The organism is Petrotoga mexicana DSM 14811, assembly GCF_002895565.1.
Lineage (GTDB): Bacteria > Thermotogota > Thermotogae > Petrotogales > Petrotogaceae > Petrotoga > Petrotoga mexicana.
The window spans coordinates 1-16,634 of record NZ_AZRN01000006.1 but is presented as its reverse complement, the minus strand read 5'-3'; the positions used below and the strand labels follow the sequence as shown (position 1 = coordinate 16,634).

17 protein-coding genes, 1 tRNA gene and 1 pseudogene are annotated in these 16,634 nt (G+C 32.8%); 10 read left to right on the top strand and 9 right to left on the bottom strand.

Annotated features, from left to right (window positions below):
* Window positions 1-10 precede the first annotated feature (10 nt).
* From murI to X927_RS02040, 5 genes are all read right to left on the bottom strand, one after another.
* The gene (gene murI / locus X927_RS02060) at window positions 11-787 is read right to left on the bottom strand and encodes a glutamate racemase (RefSeq protein WP_245855450.1); all 777 of its coding nucleotides are present in this window, start codon (window positions 785-787) and stop codon (window positions 11-13) included.
* Window positions 788-801: 14 nt separating this feature from the next.
* Complete coding sequence (gene zapA / locus X927_RS02055; protein ID WP_103076448.1) at window positions 802-1,116, bottom strand: cell division protein ZapA; 315 nt, start codon at window positions 1,114-1,116, stop codon at window positions 802-804.
* Window positions 1,117-1,150: 34 nt separating this feature from the next.
* A complete protein-coding gene (locus tag X927_RS02050; RefSeq protein WP_012208005.1) occupies window positions 1,151-1,471 on the bottom strand; it encodes a coiled-coil domain-containing protein in 321 nt (106 codons plus the stop codon).
* Between the two features lie 137 nt (window positions 1,472-1,608).
* The gene (locus tag X927_RS02045) at window positions 1,609-1,872 is read right to left on the bottom strand and encodes a stage V sporulation protein S (RefSeq protein WP_041534184.1); all 264 of its coding nucleotides are present in this window, start codon (window positions 1,870-1,872) and stop codon (window positions 1,609-1,611) included.
* Between the two features lie 63 nt (window positions 1,873-1,935).
* Window positions 1,936-2,012: transfer RNA gene (locus X927_RS02040), tRNA-Arg, on the bottom strand.
* A 99-nt stretch (window positions 2,013-2,111) separates the two neighbouring features.
* On the opposite strand from X927_RS02040, the gene X927_RS02035 reads away from it, so the two are divergent.
* The 4 genes from X927_RS02035 to X927_RS02020 all read left to right on the top strand — a co-directional run bounded on the left by X927_RS02035 (window position 2,112) and on the right by X927_RS02020 (window position 5,420).
* Entirely contained in the window at window positions 2,112-2,675 is a 564-nt protein-coding gene (locus X927_RS02035) for a 3'-5' exonuclease (RefSeq protein ID WP_103076447.1), read from the top strand.
* 2 nt (window positions 2,676-2,677) lie between these two features.
* On the top strand, window positions 2,678-3,964 hold the full coding sequence (locus X927_RS02030; protein ID WP_103076446.1) for a PhoH family protein: 1,287 nt from the start codon (window positions 2,678-2,680) through the stop codon (window positions 3,962-3,964).
* A 162-nt stretch (window positions 3,965-4,126) separates the two neighbouring features.
* Window positions 4,127-4,381 carry a DUF4911 domain-containing protein gene (locus tag X927_RS02025; protein ID WP_103076445.1) on the top strand — a complete coding sequence of 85 codons (255 nt, stop codon included), beginning with the start codon at window positions 4,127-4,129 and terminating at the stop codon, window positions 4,379-4,381.
* The gene (locus X927_RS02020) at window positions 4,356-5,420 is read left to right on the top strand and encodes a YqeG family HAD IIIA-type phosphatase (RefSeq protein WP_103076444.1); all 1,065 of its coding nucleotides are present in this window, start codon (window positions 4,356-4,358) and stop codon (window positions 5,418-5,420) included. Before X927_RS02025 ends, X927_RS02020 begins: the two co-directional genes overlap by 26 nt.
* 12 nt (window positions 5,421-5,432) lie before the next feature.
* Here the strand turns inward: X927_RS02020 and X927_RS02015 are convergent, their stop codons facing one another.
* Window positions 5,433-5,987, bottom strand: coding sequence for a biotin transporter BioY (locus tag X927_RS02015; protein ID WP_211287790.1), 555 nt, complete (start codon window positions 5,985-5,987; stop codon window positions 5,433-5,435).
* Window positions 5,988-6,274: 287 nt separating this feature from the next.
* On the opposite strand from X927_RS02015, the gene X927_RS02010 reads away from it, so the two are divergent.
* The 6 genes from X927_RS02010 (at window position 6,275) to X927_RS01985 (ending at window position 13,696) form a co-directional block, all read left to right on the top strand.
* The gene (locus tag X927_RS02010) at window positions 6,275-7,267 is read left to right on the top strand and encodes a LacI family DNA-binding transcriptional regulator (RefSeq protein ID WP_103076443.1); all 993 of its coding nucleotides are present in this window, start codon (window positions 6,275-6,277) and stop codon (window positions 7,265-7,267) included.
* 35 nt (window positions 7,268-7,302) lie between these two features.
* Complete coding sequence (locus tag X927_RS02005) at window positions 7,303-8,514, top strand: ABC transporter substrate-binding protein (RefSeq protein ID WP_103076442.1); 1,212 nt, start codon at window positions 7,303-7,305, stop codon at window positions 8,512-8,514.
* A gap of 90 nt (window positions 8,515-8,604) precedes the next feature.
* Window positions 8,605-9,768 (top strand): carbohydrate ABC transporter permease, encoded by a 1,164-nt coding sequence (locus X927_RS02000; protein ID WP_245855449.1) that lies wholly within the window; start codon window positions 8,605-8,607, stop codon window positions 9,766-9,768.
* 10 nt (window positions 9,769-9,778) lie between these two features.
* Window positions 9,779-10,672, top strand: a complete 894-nt coding sequence (locus tag X927_RS01995) for a carbohydrate ABC transporter permease (RefSeq protein ID WP_103076440.1) — start codon at window positions 9,779-9,781, stop codon at window positions 10,670-10,672.
* Window positions 10,673-10,731: 59 nt separating this feature from the next.
* Entirely contained in the window at window positions 10,732-11,376 is a 645-nt protein-coding gene (pgmB, locus tag X927_RS01990; RefSeq protein ID WP_103076439.1) for a beta-phosphoglucomutase, read from the top strand.
* Between the two features lie 28 nt (window positions 11,377-11,404).
* On the top strand, window positions 11,405-13,696 hold the full coding sequence (locus tag X927_RS01985) for a glycoside hydrolase family 65 protein (RefSeq protein WP_103076438.1): 2,292 nt from the start codon (window positions 11,405-11,407) through the stop codon (window positions 13,694-13,696).
* Window positions 13,697-13,722: 26 nt separating this feature from the next.
* Here the strand turns inward: X927_RS01985 and X927_RS01980 are convergent, their stop codons facing one another.
* The 3 genes and pseudogenes from X927_RS01980 to X927_RS01970 form a co-directional block, all read right to left on the bottom strand.
* On the bottom strand, window positions 13,723-14,934 hold the full coding sequence (locus X927_RS01980; protein WP_103076437.1) for a 2,3-bisphosphoglycerate-independent phosphoglycerate mutase: 1,212 nt from the start codon (window positions 14,932-14,934) through the stop codon (window positions 13,723-13,725).
* Window positions 14,935-14,974: 40 nt separating this feature from the next.
* Window positions 14,975-16,213 (bottom strand): ABC transporter substrate-binding protein, encoded by a 1,239-nt coding sequence (locus X927_RS01975; protein WP_103076436.1) that lies wholly within the window; start codon window positions 16,211-16,213, stop codon window positions 14,975-14,977.
* Window positions 16,214-16,346: 133 nt separating this feature from the next.
* A pseudogene (locus X927_RS01970) lies at window positions 16,347-16,634 on the bottom strand (methyl-accepting chemotaxis protein); the annotation flags it as partial.

Sequence of the window (16,634 nt, the reverse complement as noted above, 5' to 3'; positions counted from 1 at the left end):
TCAATCACCCTTAAGTGCTTTCTAATTCAATTTTTTTAAAAATAGGATGATACTTTACGTCTTTCATAAATATTTTGGAAAGCAATTTGAATTTCTCAGTATTTCCTGTAACTAAATAATTCACTCTAATTTTTCCATCTGTTTTCTCTAAATTGATCTCATTTTTCAAAAAACCAACTATTCCATCTGCTGGGTCAACGATGGAAGAATTAGTGTATTTTCTAATTTGTTTTTCTAAAATTGGATAATGAGTGCATCCTAATATTACTTTGTGATACTTGGATTTGGAATCTTGTAAATAAAATCTCAATACAGATTCTGCCATCTGTCCGTCCCAATAACCTTCTTCTATAAGTGGAACGAACAAAGGGCATGCTTTTTCTTCGAGATTGGTTATTTTTTTCTTTATAAGAGCTTCCTTATAAGCACCCAAATTAATAGTGTTTTCGGTGGCTAACAAAAGAACAGAATCGTTCCTTTCTATTGTTTTTATAGCGTTGTCAATTATACTTACATATGAGAAACTGTAATTTTTCGTGTCGAAATTTGTTTTTTTTACAATAGAATCTGTTGTATTACATGCAGAAATTAAAAGATCTACTTTCTTCTTGTTGAAAAAAGATAGTATATTTTTTAAATTTTCTCTTAAAAAAGAAATAGGCTTTGAACCATAAGGTACATTTAAATTATCAGCTAGATAAAAATACTCATGATTACCAAAATTTTCTATCACTTTTTTTAAGACTGTTAAGCCACCTATTCCTGAATCAAAAAGACCTATTTTCATAATTGGAAAATATCTTACCCCCATTGAATACTTTTACTTTGATCATCGCTGCCTTCTTCATTGCTTTTAAGTGCTGTATTCAACATATCGCTGAATTTATCAACCATATGCTTGATTTCTTGTTTTGTTCTTATACTGTTTAATCTTTCGTTTAGAAGCAATAGGAGAAAGATATAATCCACTTCTTCTCCACCGATTTTTTTTGCATAAGTTTCAACTTCGGATTTTATGTTTTCTAAAATTTCGTTTATAACATCCTCGGGTTCGTCCACTTTATATTTATAATCTTTTCCTAAGATTTTTACTTCAATTGAGCGATAATTCTTCATGATTTTTCATCCTTAAATGTTTTTAGTGAATCAATTAATATCTATTTTGATCCGGTTCATCTTGGAATGAGGTATTTGAAGATGCCGGATTATCAAATTCTCCGGTTCTAAACTCATCTCCTAATCTTGATATCAGGGAACTTTTTAGCTGATTTAGATGGTTTTCGATTTCGTCATTTTTTCTTCTTAATTCTTCTAGTTCACGTCCCATCTCTTCTTTTTCATTGTTTATTTTTTCATACTCACTGAACAATTCATCGTACTGAGTTTGAAGATCGTTTTTTTCTTTTTTTAATTCATTGTATTTGTCGGCCAACGTTTCTAACATATTTTCCAATTCCTTCAAAACGTCCATTTGTACTTTCCCCCTTTATATAATAATTTGTTGAAGTGAAACTAAAACAATTATAACACAGCTAAATGAAAAAAAACTAAAAACACGCATATTTTTTAATTCTAAAATTAAAAAAACTAAAAGAGGCATAGCCTCTTTTAGTCTCTTGCTTTAACCAAAAATTTAATTGCCGTTCTCTCTTCCCCTTCAATTTCAACATCCGAAAATGCTGGAACACAAACCAAATCGATTCCGCTAGGAGCTACGTACCCCCTGGCTATTGCTATAGCTTTGACAGCTTGATTAACTGCGCCGGCTCCTATAGCCTGTAACTCAGCGCTTCCTTTATCTCTAATGATAGCAGCTAAAGCACCGGCAACAGCAACTGGATTTGAATTAGCAGCTACTTTTAGTACTTCCATTTCTGCCATGAATGATACCTCCCTGTAATGTTTTGTTTATAATTTCGACTTATATGAGACAAATGGCGCATCTGGTGGGATTTGAACCCACAACCTTCGGATCCGAAGTCCGACGCTCTATCCAGTTGAGCTACAGACGCTCTTCACTAGTAACAATTATACCTTAAATTGACTATTTAAATCAAGACCAAAAATTTTTAAATCATATGATATAATTTATTCGTGGAGGTAAGATCAGGATGAAAGTTAAAGATAAAGTTTTTTTAGCCTTAGATTTTGAAACAACTGGTTTGAACCCAGAGTTTGGAGATAGAATTATAGAAATTGCTGCAATTCCTATATACAATAAAAAAATTAATTTCAAATATGCATTTCATACCTTGGTAAATCCAAATATATTCATACCGGGAGAGGTCTCGAAATTTCATAAATTAAATAATCAAGATATTTCTAACGCTCCATCTTTATCGGAAGTTTTTCCAAGATTTAAAGAGTATGTTGATGATTCTATAATTGTATCACATAACGTAAAAATGGATCTGAGGTTTTTAGATATTGCTGCAAAAGAAAGTGGAATGTTTTCAATTGACAATTACTATATTGACACTCTCGAGATTTCAAAATACTATTTTGATAAAGGTCCATACAATCTTGAATTCCTTTCGAAAAAATTCAATTTAGGGATAAAACAATTTCATAGAGCTTGGGATGATGCTTTATCTACAGCCAAACTTTTCCAAAAATATATAAAACTTTTTTCTTTCGAAGCAATAACCAATTTTATTAAAAAATGGGGTGATTGATTTTGGTTAAGAATTTCATTATCGATACAAATGTTTTGATTCATGATCCTAACAGTATTCTCAATTTTCAGGATAACAATGTTTTGATCCCATTTCCAGTAATAGAAGAAATAGATAAGTTAAAAACAAGAAGCGATAAAGTTGCTAAATCCGCCAGAGAGGTAAACAGAATTTTAGATAGCTTTAGAAACGGGACACCATTACATAAGGGGATAAAATTGCCTAGCGGAGGTACATTGAAAATCTTAGCCCTCGAAAAAAATGATGAAAAACATAAAATTCCTACTTACCTTGGGGAATCAAAAGATGATTTCATATTATATTACGCCATGTTTTTAAAAAAAACAGACAACTTACCAACAATAATTGTAAGTAAAGATTTAAATCTGAGGATCAAAGCTGATGCATTAGGATTAGAAAGTCAAGATTATTTGACGGATAAAATAGATATAAAACTTCTGCCTGATGGTTATCATACAATAGAAAACCCGGAGAAAGAGGTTGAAAAGAAGAATGAATACGATTTTTCAGAATTAGGGTTCAAAGAAGAACCTTTTCCAAATACATATCTTAACTATGGAGACTTATTTTTAAGATATGATTCTAAGTCAAAGAAGTTTCAATCAATTTTGATAGATTTTGAAAGCGAAATTTTTGGAATAAAACCTAGAAATGTAGAACAAGTTTTTTCCTTGGATGCACTTTTAAACCCTGACATACCTTTTGTGACGCTAGTTGGTAAGGCTGGAACTGGTAAGACGTTACTAGCATTGGCAGCAGGGTTATACTGTGTGCAAGTTGAAAAGTTGTACAATAAGCTCTTGGTTTCAAAGCCTGTTATACCGATGGGGAAGGATATCGGATATATACCCGGAGATATAGAAGAAAAAATGCGCCCCTGGTTACAACCTATATATGATAATTTAGATTTGTTATTCAAGGGTAGCGGTAAAAAACCAGAAGAATATTTAACTAAGAAAGATTTATTAGAGATAGAGGTACTTTCATATATAAGAGGAAGAACAATCCCAAACCAATATATGATAGTTGACGAAGCTCAAAATTTAACCCCAGCTGAAGTAAAAACTATCTTAACTCGAGTTGGAGAAGGCACAAAAATTGTATTAACTGGAGACCCATATCAAATAGATAACCCCTATTTGGACAGTTCATCTAACGGTTTAGTCTACACCGCTTCAAAATTTAAAGAAAATCCTTTATCTGCCAATATTACAATGAAAAAAGGTGAAAGATCAGAATTAGCGACTGTATCTTCTGAAATTCTGTAGTAGGTTGATGGATAAAGACATGTAGGGTAGGGAGTCTGGCAAAGGGGTAAGACTTCTTTTTCCTTTAGGGAGAGCTGCGGGGCGAAATCCCCTTTTATCTTTTTGGGCGGGCTGCGGGGCGAAGGGGCGCTAAAACTATTTACTAGGAGGAAAAATAAGTTAATGGAGAAAGAAAAATTGCATCCTGAATACGATATCTACATAGATATTGCAAAAGAAGACATTCACCTTTTAATTTATCTGGTCGAAGCTGAAGCTCACATAATGAATGTTAGGAAAAAACAAGAGAATGGGTATTTTAAAATAATAGTACCAGCAGGTTTAGTCGATGAAGCATTAACTTTACTCAACTCTTTAAAAAATTCTGACATAAAAGTGGAGGTTATAAGTATTGAACCGCATAACGGGATTATTTAAATACATTCCAATACCTAGAGAATATAGTCCTGATATATACTCTGTTGACTATGAAAAATTAAAAAAGCTTGGTTTCAATACTATTCTTATGGATTATGATTTTACAATTACTGTTTGGAGAGACGACAACATTCCCGACAAAACCGTGAATCTTTTAAACAAATTAATAAACGATGGTTTTAAAGTTGCAATAGTTACCAATGCCAAAAGGGAAAAGGTAAAAAGAATTGAAAAACTGACTAACGGAAGGGTAAAAGTACATACAAGTATGAAAAAACCTAATCCTAAAAAATTAAAATCTGTTTTAGAAGAGCTTGATTCCAAAGAATCAGAAACGGTTATTATAGGTGATCTTTTTATCACAGATATTAGCGCAGGAAATCGTCTGGGGTTGTATACGATTTTGATAAATCCATACACTTACGGCCTCGAAAATAAGTTTAAACAATTTATGGCTGGATTTACGAAATTTGCTTACAACGTGTTTTTTTATACGATAGGTTGGTTTTTTAGAGCTATTGATTTAGTAGGTCCAAATGAATTTGAAAAAAGTGTATTTGATATTGATTACCAGCACCTAAAAGAGAAGGGGTATAAAATTTTAGTTTTTGACTTTGATAATACCCTCAACGAATGGCATAGTGATTATTTACAACCAGAAGTCATTGACCTCTTTTTAAAATTAAAAGATCTCGGATTCTATATATTAATAGCAAGTAATAGTTCAAAAAAGAGTTTTAAGAATTTAGATATACAATTAAGTGAGTTAGGGGTAGATTTATTGACTTCTGCAATGAAGCCATTAAGGTTTAAAATCAGAAAAAAAATAAAATTTCATGGTTACAAACCTGGGGAGGGCGTAGTGATTGGGGATCAACTTTTCACGGATGTTGCTTTGGGAAATGCCTTAGGATTTTACACAATAAAAGTTAACCCTCTGTCTAAAAAAGAAGGATTATGGACTCGAATTATGAGATTTTTTGAAAGAATAGCGTTGAAATGGATAAGAAAAAAACCGACCTTGATAAAGAACGAATAGTTTTTGAAAGTATCAAAAAGATGAAATCAGTTTTAATCTTGACTCTATCAATTTTTTCAGATAAATTGAAATAACCATTTTGATGAGATCAAATAATATAAAAGGTAATACACCTACCTTAAAAGATAGAAGAAGGCTTTCCGTATATATTCCTAACCAAATCCAACCTATAGAGTAAATTACACATAATCCTAATAAACCAGAGGAATAATCTGAAAAACCTTTTTTGAATTTAAGAAAACTAATACAAATAGCAGCTAAGGGGAAAGAAACTAAAAAACCACCAGAAGGTCCTAAAATGTGAACAATCCCTCCTGAGAAGCCTGCAAATACCGGTAAGCCTATTACACCCAATAATAAGTAGATCATTTGAATAGCAAAAGCCTTTCTTGGAGAGAAAAAGTATCCCGTCAAAAACACAAAAAGTAGTTGAAGGGTAAAAGGTATAGGACCCAGTGGAATAATAATCTGTGAGCCTATACACATTAGAGAAACAAATATGGCTATTAAAGAAAGTTCTTTAGCTCTTATCGTTATTCCAATTCTCCTTTCATTAAATTTTTTCAATAGTTTTATAGATTATATCAAAAAATATAAATATTGAGAAAAATGAAGGATTTTCAAAATAATCAGCTTTAAATGACTTTAATCATCCTTAAACGCCTATAATTGAACTTGTTGATTTTGAAATTTTGGTATATAATTAATGTAACCGATTACATCAATACAGCTTATTCTTGAAAATAATTTAAAAAATTTAGACTTAAAGCTCTTTATTTAAAGGTATTAAATAAATCAAATCTATTCTATTTTTTTGTAAACGATTACAAATATTATCTTGAGAGGTAATTGTTATGGCTTTAAAAATAAAAGATATTGCTAAAATGGCAAATGTATCTGTAGCGACAGTTTCGCGTGTGTTGAATGATTCCGATAAAGTAAGCCTTGAAACAAAAAACAAGATTATGAAAATAATACAGAAATATGATTATAAACCGGATAGGATAGCAACTTCTTTAAGAAGAAAAAAAACGGGGATTTACGCTGTTATTTTCTCTGTGAAAGGTGGAAAGGTTTTAGAAGATACTTACTCCACAAAATTTTTAAAAGGAGTTTTAAATTACTTTTCTATACAAGGTCTTAAACTTATCGTAGATATCCATGAAAATGGCAATGTAGCTGAATATTACAGTAATATGATAAAAAGTAAGATTGTCGATGGTTTTATTCTATTAGATATTAGAAAAAATGATGAAAGGGTGAATCTTTTAAATAAAGAAAAATTTCCATATGTTGTTATAGGAAGAAATGATGAAAACAATTTTGTATACATTGACAGTGATAACGTAGCTGGATCTTATATGGCTATCAAACATTTAAAACAGATAAAATGTAAAAAGATTCTTTATATTAGTGGTAATATGGGAATTCCTGTCTCAGAGCAAAGATTAACAGGGGTCAAAAGTGCTCAGAAGGACTTGGGGGTTGAAGTAGACGTAGAATTTGGTGATTTTGATGAAGACAAAACAGTTGAAATATTAAAATCTATTCTAAAAAAAGGATTTGAATATGATGGTATATTTTGTGCCTCAGATATTATGGCTTATGCAACTATGAAATTTTTGAAGGGTTTGAATATAGAAGTACCGATTATTGGATACGATAATATCCCGCTTTCCGAATTTGTGGGTTTGAGTACCATCGACCAGAACATTATAAAAATTGGTTACAGTGCTGCACAGGCAGTGGATAACATGGCAAATGGGAAAGAAACGATTTCTATGGTTGTTCCTTCAAAATTAATTAAGAGACAAAGCACATTGAGTTTTATTCAGAAACACATTTAGTATCATAAAAAACACTTTAAAGGAGGTAGTATTGTATGAGAAAGTTAGCTTTATTTGTTTTAATGGTTTTGTTGGTAGGTTCATCTTTTTCTGCTGTTACTATTACCATCACCGGATGGCCTGGGAACCCTGCTGAAGAATCAGCTATAAACGAGATTGTTCAAAAATTCAACTCTTCTCATCAAGATATCCAAGTCAGATGGGATCCTATTGCCGGAGATTACAAACAAACGCTTATGACTAGGTTATCTGGTGGTCAAGGGCCTGATCTGTTCTATGTAGATGTGTATGTTTTCGAAGAGCTTGCAAGAGCCAATGTTTTACAACCTTTAGATCTTTACATACAAAGAGATAACTTTGATATTGACGACTTCTATCCCAACTTGGTGGATGCGTTCACATTTAACAATAGAATATATGGAGTAGCTAAAGATTTCTCAACTCTTGCGCTTTTCTACAACAAAGAGATTTTTGATGAATACGGAGTTCCTTATCCTACTAGTGATGATACGTGGTTTGATTTGTTGTACAAAGCAGCTTTATTGAAAGAAAGAGGGTACGATACACCTTTATCTTTGGCAGCAGATTTCAACAGGTTGATTCCATTAATTCATAGCTTTGGTGGAAGATTGGTGAAAGAAGATTTATCAACTGCCTTAACCGAAAAAGAAGCGGTGGCTGCCTTAAAGTTTTATACTGAACTAGCTACAAAATACGATTTGGCTTATCTACCATCCACTTTGGGTGCGGGGTGGCTTGGAGATGCTTTTGCTAAAGAGATGACTGCTATGGTAATGGAAGGCCCTTGGGCTTTGGGATATATAAGAGAATCTTTTCCAAACGTTGAAGAAAAGACAGGTATAGTTGAAATACCAAGTCTTGTTGAGGCATCCACTATGATATATACCGTTGCTTGGGGGATGAATAGACAATCCCTACACAAGGACGAAGCTTGGGAGGTTTTAAAATTCTTAGTAACTGAAGGACAAGAAATTTTCGTTGAAAAGGCTGGGGTTCTTGGTTCAAGGCAAAGTGTAGCTGCTAAAGATACAGATCCTATGAAGCAGGTGTTCTATGATTCAGTTGAATTTGGTTACCCATGGAGAGTTCCTACTCCTACCGGTATATTTGCAAAGGCAAACGATTATTTGAATTCGTTACTAAATGACCTTTTTGCAGGAAGAATTACTATCGAAGAAGCTGTTAATTCTATCGAAAAGAATTACAATTCTTGGGTAACTCAGTAAATCAGACTAGTTGTCTTCAAGGCTTTTATTCAAGTGAATTAAATGATGAGGGGTTACCCCTCATCATTTTTTAAGAAAAGAGGTGATTTTGTGAAACCTAAAACTAGAGAAGCAATATCTGGGTATGTGTTCGCTTCCCCTGTTATAATTATAGTTTTATTATTTGTTATATACCCAATTATTATGATATTTTATTATAGTTTTACCAATTTTAATCCTTTAGAAACACAAAAATTCAAGGCACCTCTTAACCCGCAAGAAGCTATTGAGCTTCACCTTGGTATGTTCCAGACAGATGTGAAATCAGTTGATGAAATAGAAGATTGGTTTGATGTACTATCTTTCGTTCAATATGATGTTGGCATAAATTTGACGGAGGAACAAAAAGAAGCGATACTTAAATATTTCGATACCCAAGAACTTTTGAAGGATTTTATCGAAGGTAAATTAGATACAACTATGACAAATTCAGAATTTATGACAACTTATATGAAAGAAGAAAAAGATCTATTTAAAAAATATAGGCCCCAAATTGTTGGATTAGAAAATTTTCGGAGAATGTTTAATGATGATTACGTTAGAATTTCCCTTTTCAATACCTTACTGTATACAATGATCGTTGTTCCAATACAAACTTTTTTAGCTGTTTTGTTAGCAGTTGCAGCGAATTCAAAAGTTAAGGGGGTTAAATTTTACAAAGTTGTATTTTTCCTACCAGCCATAACATCGTCTGCGGCAATCTCAATGATTTTTTGGTTGATTTATTCTAAACCTGGAATCTTAAATCGAATTCTTGTAACGCTTTTCGGTAATTTTGGATATCAACCAATAGATTGGCTTAATAATCCAAATACGGCGTTATTTTCAATAATGCTCATGAACATATGGTCTACGGCCGGATATTTTATGATTACCTTTTTAGCAGGGCTGCAGGATATTCCCAATTCATTATATGAAGCTGCAGATATAGATGGTGCGACTGGGGGACAGAAATTTTGGAGAATTACTTTACCTCTTTTAAGACCACAGATCTTGTTTGTTATAGTCATGGGAACTATTGGCTGTATGCAAGTGTTTGATCAGATTTATTTTTTAATCGAAAATATGAGAAATATCACGATCTCTTTTTATATATATAAAAATGCTTTTGAATATGGGAATATGGGGTATGCTTCCTCGCTAGCATTAATACTTTTTGCGATTATTATGTTCATTACGTTTTTACAGCGAAGATACATCCCTGAAGAATATTGAGGTGAAATCGATGACAGAGAAAAAATGGAAAATTGCAAGGATAATATCTTATATTGTTTTAATTGTTTACACTTTAATTTCCCTTTTTCCTTTTTTGTGGGCGGCACTCGTTTCATTTGTTCCTATGAATTATGTTGACGAAAACGGTATTACCAAAGGTACTGATGTAATGAGTTGGCCCCCAAAGATACGAATCTTTGAATGGCCACCTAAGGCTTTTGGCGCTCCTTTGACATTTGAAAACTACGCGAAGGTTTTTGAAGTAGTTCCATTGTATTCGAGATGGTTTTTAAATACAGTTTTATACGCAGGCCTTATCACCTTAGGGAACATTCTCATAGGTACCTTGGGTGGTTATGCTTTTGCGAGACTAAGATTTCCCTTAAAGGAAGTGTGGTTCGCTCTTTTTCTAGGAACCATGATGGTTCCAGCTCAAGTTACCATGATACCACAATATACTTTAATGGTAAATTGGGATTTAGTCAATACGTATTATGGAATGGTGTTCCCAAAATTGGCAAATATTTTTGGACTTTTTTTGATGAGGCAGTTCTTTATGAATTTTCCAAAAGAAATGGAAGAAGCTGCACGAATAGATGGCGCTGGGATAGGAGGAACTTTTTTCCGAATAGTGTTACCCAATGCTAGACCTGCTGTTGGGGCGTTAGCGATATACACCTTTTTAGGTGCTTGGAACGATTTTCAATGGCCTTTAATAATTACTTCTCAAAAAGAGATGTACACCTTAACCCTAGGGTTAAACTTCTTTAAGACGTCTTATTATACGTTCTGGCAGTATATGATGGCGGCAACTATCATAATGACGATTCCAATGATAATTATTTTTCTTTCATTTCAAAAACAGTTTGTTGAAACGGGTAGAGCTGCTGCGGTTAAAGGTTAAACGATAAAAAATTTGATGATGAAGGTACAGATTTTAGAAATACAAAGGAGGATTAATCTTTGATAAAAGCCTGCATTTTCGATTTAGATGGAGTGATAGTCGATACAGCAAAATATCATTATATGGCATGGAAGAAACTTGCGGACCAGTTGAATATACCTTTTAATAAAAAAGATAATGAAAGGTTAAAAGGTGTTAGTAGGATGAAAAGTTTAGAGATTATATTAGATTTAGGAAATTTGAACCTTAGACATGAAGAAAAAGAAGAGCTAGCACAAAAGAAAAATAATTGGTATGTTGAGTACATAAATAACATGGACAAAAATGAATTACTTCCTGGTGTAGAAGAATTTATAAAAAATCTGAAAAGAAAAGGTATTAAGATCGCAATCGCATCAGCTAGTAAAAATACAAAATTAATTTTAAAGCGATTAAATTTGGAAGAAGTCTTCGATGCGGTTATAGATGGAACAATGATAAGTAATGCAAAACCTAATCCCGAAATCTTTTTAAAAGCTTCTAATTATTTAAATTTAAAGCCCGAAGAATGTGTCGTTTTTGAAGACGCCGTTGCAGGGGTTCAAGCTGCAAAAAGGGCTGGAATGAAAGTTATTGGTGTGGGAGAAGAAGAAGTATTGAAAGGTGCGGATAAAGTAATTAAGAATTTTAAAAACATTAATTTTACTTTGATTGAATTTATTTAAAAATATATCTTTTGGGAGGGAGTAAATTTTGAGCCTTTGGGAAATTGTACAAGACGAATATAATCCAAAAGAAAACAAAAAATACGAGACTATTTTCACATTAGCAAATGGTTATCGTGGACTTAGAGGATTCAACGAATTTTCAAGTGAAGGATGGAAAGGTAACTTTATTGCTGGTATATATGACAAATCAGAAGCAGAAGTACAGGAGATAGTGAATAATCCGGACCCTTTAACAATAAAATTCTATATCAATGGAAAAGTAGTTAATTTAGATAATCACAAAATTAGAAGGTTCAAAAGGTTTCTTGATATGAGAAAAGCGGTTTTAAAAACAAACTTAGAAGTTGAATTGAGTTCTGGTGAAATATTAACGATCAATGCCGAAAGATTTGTTAGCAAAAATAATGTACACAAGTGGGCAGCTAAATATGAAATAATACCGAAGAATTTTTCAGGTAAACTTATTATTGAAAACACAATAGATGGATCAATTACAAATTCTGTACACGATCCTTATAAAGAAGTGAAACATTATAATGTTCTAAAAATGAAAGATTTGAAGCCGGGTATATTTTTAAAATCTTCGACAAAAGATAAAGCAATTGATGTAATCGAAGCAACAACGTTGCGTTGCTACAAAAATCATAATAACCTTTTAAGAAATCGCTCTTTTAAAATTTTAGGTAGTAAAGTAAAAGAACTTTACGAGATTTTTCTTGAAAAAAATGAAACTTATACTATATATAAATATGGAGTAACTTATACAACGAGAGATAATATAACTGATATTGAAAAAGTTTCAGAAGAAGCTTTAGTAGAATTTGCCTTTGAAGGTTATGAAAAAGAATTAAAAAAACACTGTGAAGAATGGGAAAAGATTTGGGAAGATATTGATATAGAAATAAAAGGTGATGAAAAAGCTCAAATAGGCATTAGATTCAACGTTTTTCAATTAACTTCATGTGCCAATAAAAGCGATCCTAATGTTAGTATAGCCGCTAAAGGATTACACGGGGAAGGATATAAAGGGCACATATTCTGGGATACCGAAATATTTATGGTTCCGTTTTTCACATACACTCAACCGGGAACGGCAAAGTCGCTTCTACTATACAGATATAACACATTAAACGGAGCGAGGGAAAATGCCATTTTGAATGGATACAATGGTGCTCAATTCCCATGGGAGTCAACAGATAATGGTTCAGAAACCACCCCAAAGTGGGGAAAAGATTATTTGGGTAATCCAGTGAGAATATGGACGGGTGATGAAGAAATACACATTACAGCAGATATTCCTTTTGCGTATTGGGAATATTTTCGAGCTACTAACGATGAGAATTTCATGTTTGATCATGGAGCTGAAATATTTTTTGAAACCGCAAAATTTTGGGAATCTAGATTAGAATATAATGAACAAAAAGATAGATATGAAATAAATAATGTTATTGGTCCTGATGAGTTTCATGAACATGTAAATAACAATGCCTATACGAATTATCTAGCTAGGTGGAATTTGAAAAAAGCTTATGAGATTTCTAACTTACTTAAACAAAGAGATTTCACAAAATATGATAGACTGTGTAATAATTTGGGTTTATCAGAAAAAGATTTCAACAACTGGAAAGAAATTTCGGAAAAGATATTTATTCCAAAGTTTGATGATACAGAACTTATAGAACAATTTGAGGGCTATTTTAAACTGAAGGATTATATTATCACTGAATGGGACAAAAACAAGATGCCGATTTGGCCTAAAGGTGTAGAGATCAATAAATTGGATAAAACTCAACTAGTGAAACAAGCAGATGTGGTGATGCTTTTATTGTTGTTAGACGATGAATTTGATAGCAATACGAAAAAATTGAATTATGACTATTATGAGAAAAGGACTATGCATAAATCTTCTTTGAGTCCATCTATGTATTCAATAATGGGGTTGAAAGTGGGAGATCATCACAATGCCTATGAATATTTTATGAAAACAGTAATGACTGATTTGGAAGATAATCAAGGGAACACAGAGTTTGGATTACACGCTGCATCTACGGGAGGTTCATGGCAAAGCATTGTCTATGGTTTTGGGGGATTGAGTATAGATGAGAATGGAGTTTTGAATCTCAACCCTTGGATACCAGAAAAATGGGAGAAGTTATCTTTCAAAATCTACTGGAAGGGAGCAAAGATAACGATCAGTATTTTCCAAGATAAAGTAATCTTAGAATCAACACAAGATCTAACAGTAAAGGTTTTTTCTCAAGATTGCCATTTAATCAGTCACAAATCGTTTGTTTTTGATACTTCAAATACAATTTAAAAAGCGGGCCATAGGGCCCGCTTTGATTAAGCTCCGTACTTTTCTAGTTTTAAAGCATTTGCTAAAGCTAACGGCATAATATCCAAGGCTGATATCGTTCCAAGGGTTCCCTTTGCGCATTCATATTCATCAAAAGATACAGACAATCCTTTTCTTACATATTTTGAATAAATCAAAACAGGAACAGGATGCCAACTATGTGCTTTGAGTAAAGCAGGAGTAGAATGGTCTCCGGTGATGATTAAAACATCTGGATTGAGGTTTAAAATTTCCTTCACAGCTTTATCGGTATTTTCAATTACTTTCACTTTTTCCTCAAAATTTCCATCTTCACCGTAGGAATCAGTTTTTTTCACATGAAAGTAGAAGAAATCATATTCATTCCATACTTTTTTCAATGTTTCGACCTCATCTTCTGTTGTTTGTCCTGCTTCTAACACTTCCATTCCTACTAATTTTGCAAGTCCTTTATACATAGGGTATGTGGCAATAGCAGCGGCCTTTAGTTTATAGTTCTCTTCAAAAGATGGCAGTAGAGGATGCTTGGAAAATCCTCGTAATAGTGCGAAGTTCATTTTTGGTTGATCTTTCAACACTTCCCCTATCTCTTTTATCAATTTGTTCGCTATATTAGCCATTTTTTCAGAATCAGGATTGGTTGCCTTAGCCCATTCCATTGGCAGCCCTTCTCTTTGTGGGTCAGCATCCGTTACTTCATCGAATAAGCCCTCTCCTGTAAATTTAACCACAAATCTATGTTCTTTCCCTGGATAGAAAGTAATATCAACGTCTTCAATTTTTTTAATATTTTTGGAGAGAATTTCTACAATTTTCTTTGATTCTTCACTAGCTGGTCTTCCCGCTCTTCTATCAACTATTATCCCATCTTTTATTGTTGCAAAATTGCCTCTTGCAACAACGTCCTTTTTATCCACTTTTATTCCTAATCCAAGCGCTTCCAATATACCTCTTCCTATGTCATACTTTAAGGAATCATAGCCAAACAGAGAAAGATGCCCGGGACCGCTACCAGGAGTGACTCCTTGTAGAACAGGTACACTTTGCCCTAAATCACTTTCTTTGGCTAGAGCATCCATGTTGGGTTTGTATGCAGCTTGAAGAGGAGTTTTACCATCTTTTGGCAGATCTCCCAACCCATCCATGACGAGTAATACTATTTTTGAATCTGTCTTAACTACTAAGTCTTTTATAACTTGTTGTCGATCTACACTGTTCACTAAATTACACCTCCGATATTAATTTTTTTAATTGAATCCTTTAACGTAATAAAAACCCTATTTCTGCTATCATGTTGTTTAAAGCCTTTTCTACTGAAATTCTTCCTGTTAAGGCATCATACACATTATTTTGTATAGCAAAAGAAATTTCTGTGTATATGGGCGATTTTGGCTTTAAAACTAAATTCTCTAAAGATGATCTAAAATTCAATAAATTGGGATCAACTTCAGAGATAGTTGGTTCGTTAAATACTTCTAAATTAGTTGGTAAAAAGTTTAATTGTATTAATCTTTGTGCTTGACTTTCATTGGAAGTCAAGTACTTTATAAATTGTTTTGCAGCTTTTTTCTCTTCATCAGAAGCGTTTGGATTTATCGCTAAGGCTTTTCCTTCAAGAACAGATACATGTTGATTTGTAAATTCAGTTTTTGGAATAGGTGCGACCCCAACCTTTCCACTAACAGCCGAACCTTCGCTATTTATTAAATGCCAAGCATAGCTCAAGTTTCTCATGAAAACGGCATCGCCACTTTGAAATATATTTCTGCATTCTTCTTCTCTGTAAGTTGTTACACCTTTTGGACTAATTTCTTCCGATATTATTTTATTTAAGATTTTTAGGCTTTCTAAAGCCTTTTCTTTATTTTCTGGTTGTTCTAGAACAAAGTTATCTCCTTCGAATATCTTACCTCCATGAGAATAAAAAATTTCAAGGAAAAAAGTTGTTAACTCTTCGTATCTAGCACCTGGCCAAACAAATCCTTCTATTCCTTCTTTTTGGGAAATATCCTTTGCAATTGTAATCAATTCATTCCAGGTTTTCGGTACTTCATATCCATATTTTTCCAATAAATCCTTTCGATAATATAAAACACCAGTTTCGACATAATAAGGAATAGCCTTTAATTCACCATTAATTGTTACCATTTCTAAGATTTGTGGAATAAAATTGTTTACATCAAAATATTCAGTGTCTTGATTTAAGCTTACAAGAAAAGGAGAAAATTCATTTATCCACTCCATATCAAGAGATAAGATCGTAGGTTCTTTCGCGTTGGTAACTACAAATGTCCCGTAAAATTTGTAAGTTGAACCTGGATAACTTGGAATCAAATATATTTCAACATCAATACCTGGATTTTGTTTTTCAAAATTCTCTATTTGGGAGTTTAGTAATTGAATTTGATCTTCTATTGATTCAACAGCGATATTTATTTGAACAGCAAACAAGTTGATAAATAAAGATGTGACAATGAAAACAAACAATTTTTTTTTCATTTTACACACCCCCTCGTATTTTTCATTCTTACTAAATTATATCATAAAAATAGCACTTGTTTTTTTAGTGAAATTAATTTGTCAATGATAAAAGGCAGACTACTTAGTCTGCCTTTTATCAAAATAAATCTTTTTATATCTTAAAACTTTCAACTAATCCTTTTAACTCTGTGGCTAACTCACTCAACTCTTTCGCTTCTTCGTTTATCCCTACCCCTTGTTTTACTTGTTCGTCTATTACACTTCTTGACCTTTCTAGTTGTTCACTTATCTCTGTTACCGCTTTCGCTACCCTGTCCATTGCTGTGCTCATCTCTTGCGCACTTGCACTTTGTTCTTGAGCACTTGCTGTCATGTTTTCTATCCCTTGGTCCATCCTTTCTATCCTTTCTTTTATCCTGTTGAAACTTTGTTGTACATT

What these genes read in the sequence shown, in the direction of transcription:
- murI (WP_245855450.1), bottom strand. Translation starts at nt 787, where the DNA reads ATGAAAATAGGTCTTTTTGATTCAGGAATAGGTGGCTTAACAGTCTTA.
- zapA (WP_103076448.1), bottom strand. Translation starts at nt 1,116, where the DNA reads ATGAAGAATTATCGCTCAATTGAAGTAAAAATCTTAGGAAAAGATTAT.
- X927_RS02050 (WP_012208005.1), bottom strand. Translation starts at nt 1,471, where the DNA reads ATGGACGTTTTGAAGGAATTGGAAAATATGTTAGAAACGTTGGCCGAC.
- X927_RS02045 (WP_041534184.1), bottom strand. Translation starts at nt 1,872, where the DNA reads ATGGAAGTACTAAAAGTAGCTGCTAATTCAAATCCAGTTGCTGTTGCC.
- X927_RS02035 (WP_103076447.1), top strand. Translation starts at nt 2,112, where the DNA reads ATGAAAGTTAAAGATAAAGTTTTTTTAGCCTTAGATTTTGAAACAACT.
- X927_RS02025 (WP_103076445.1), top strand. Translation starts at nt 4,127, where the DNA reads ATGGAGAAAGAAAAATTGCATCCTGAATACGATATCTACATAGATATT.
- X927_RS02010 (WP_103076443.1), top strand. Translation starts at nt 6,275, where the DNA reads ATGGCTTTAAAAATAAAAGATATTGCTAAAATGGCAAATGTATCTGTA.
- X927_RS02005 (WP_103076442.1), top strand. Translation starts at nt 7,303, where the DNA reads ATGAGAAAGTTAGCTTTATTTGTTTTAATGGTTTTGTTGGTAGGTTCA.
- X927_RS01995 (WP_103076440.1), top strand. Translation starts at nt 9,779, where the DNA reads ATGACAGAGAAAAAATGGAAAATTGCAAGGATAATATCTTATATTGTT.
- X927_RS01975 (WP_103076436.1), bottom strand. Translation starts at nt 16,213, where the DNA reads ATGAAAAAAAAATTGTTTGTTTTCATTGTCACATCTTTATTTATCAAC.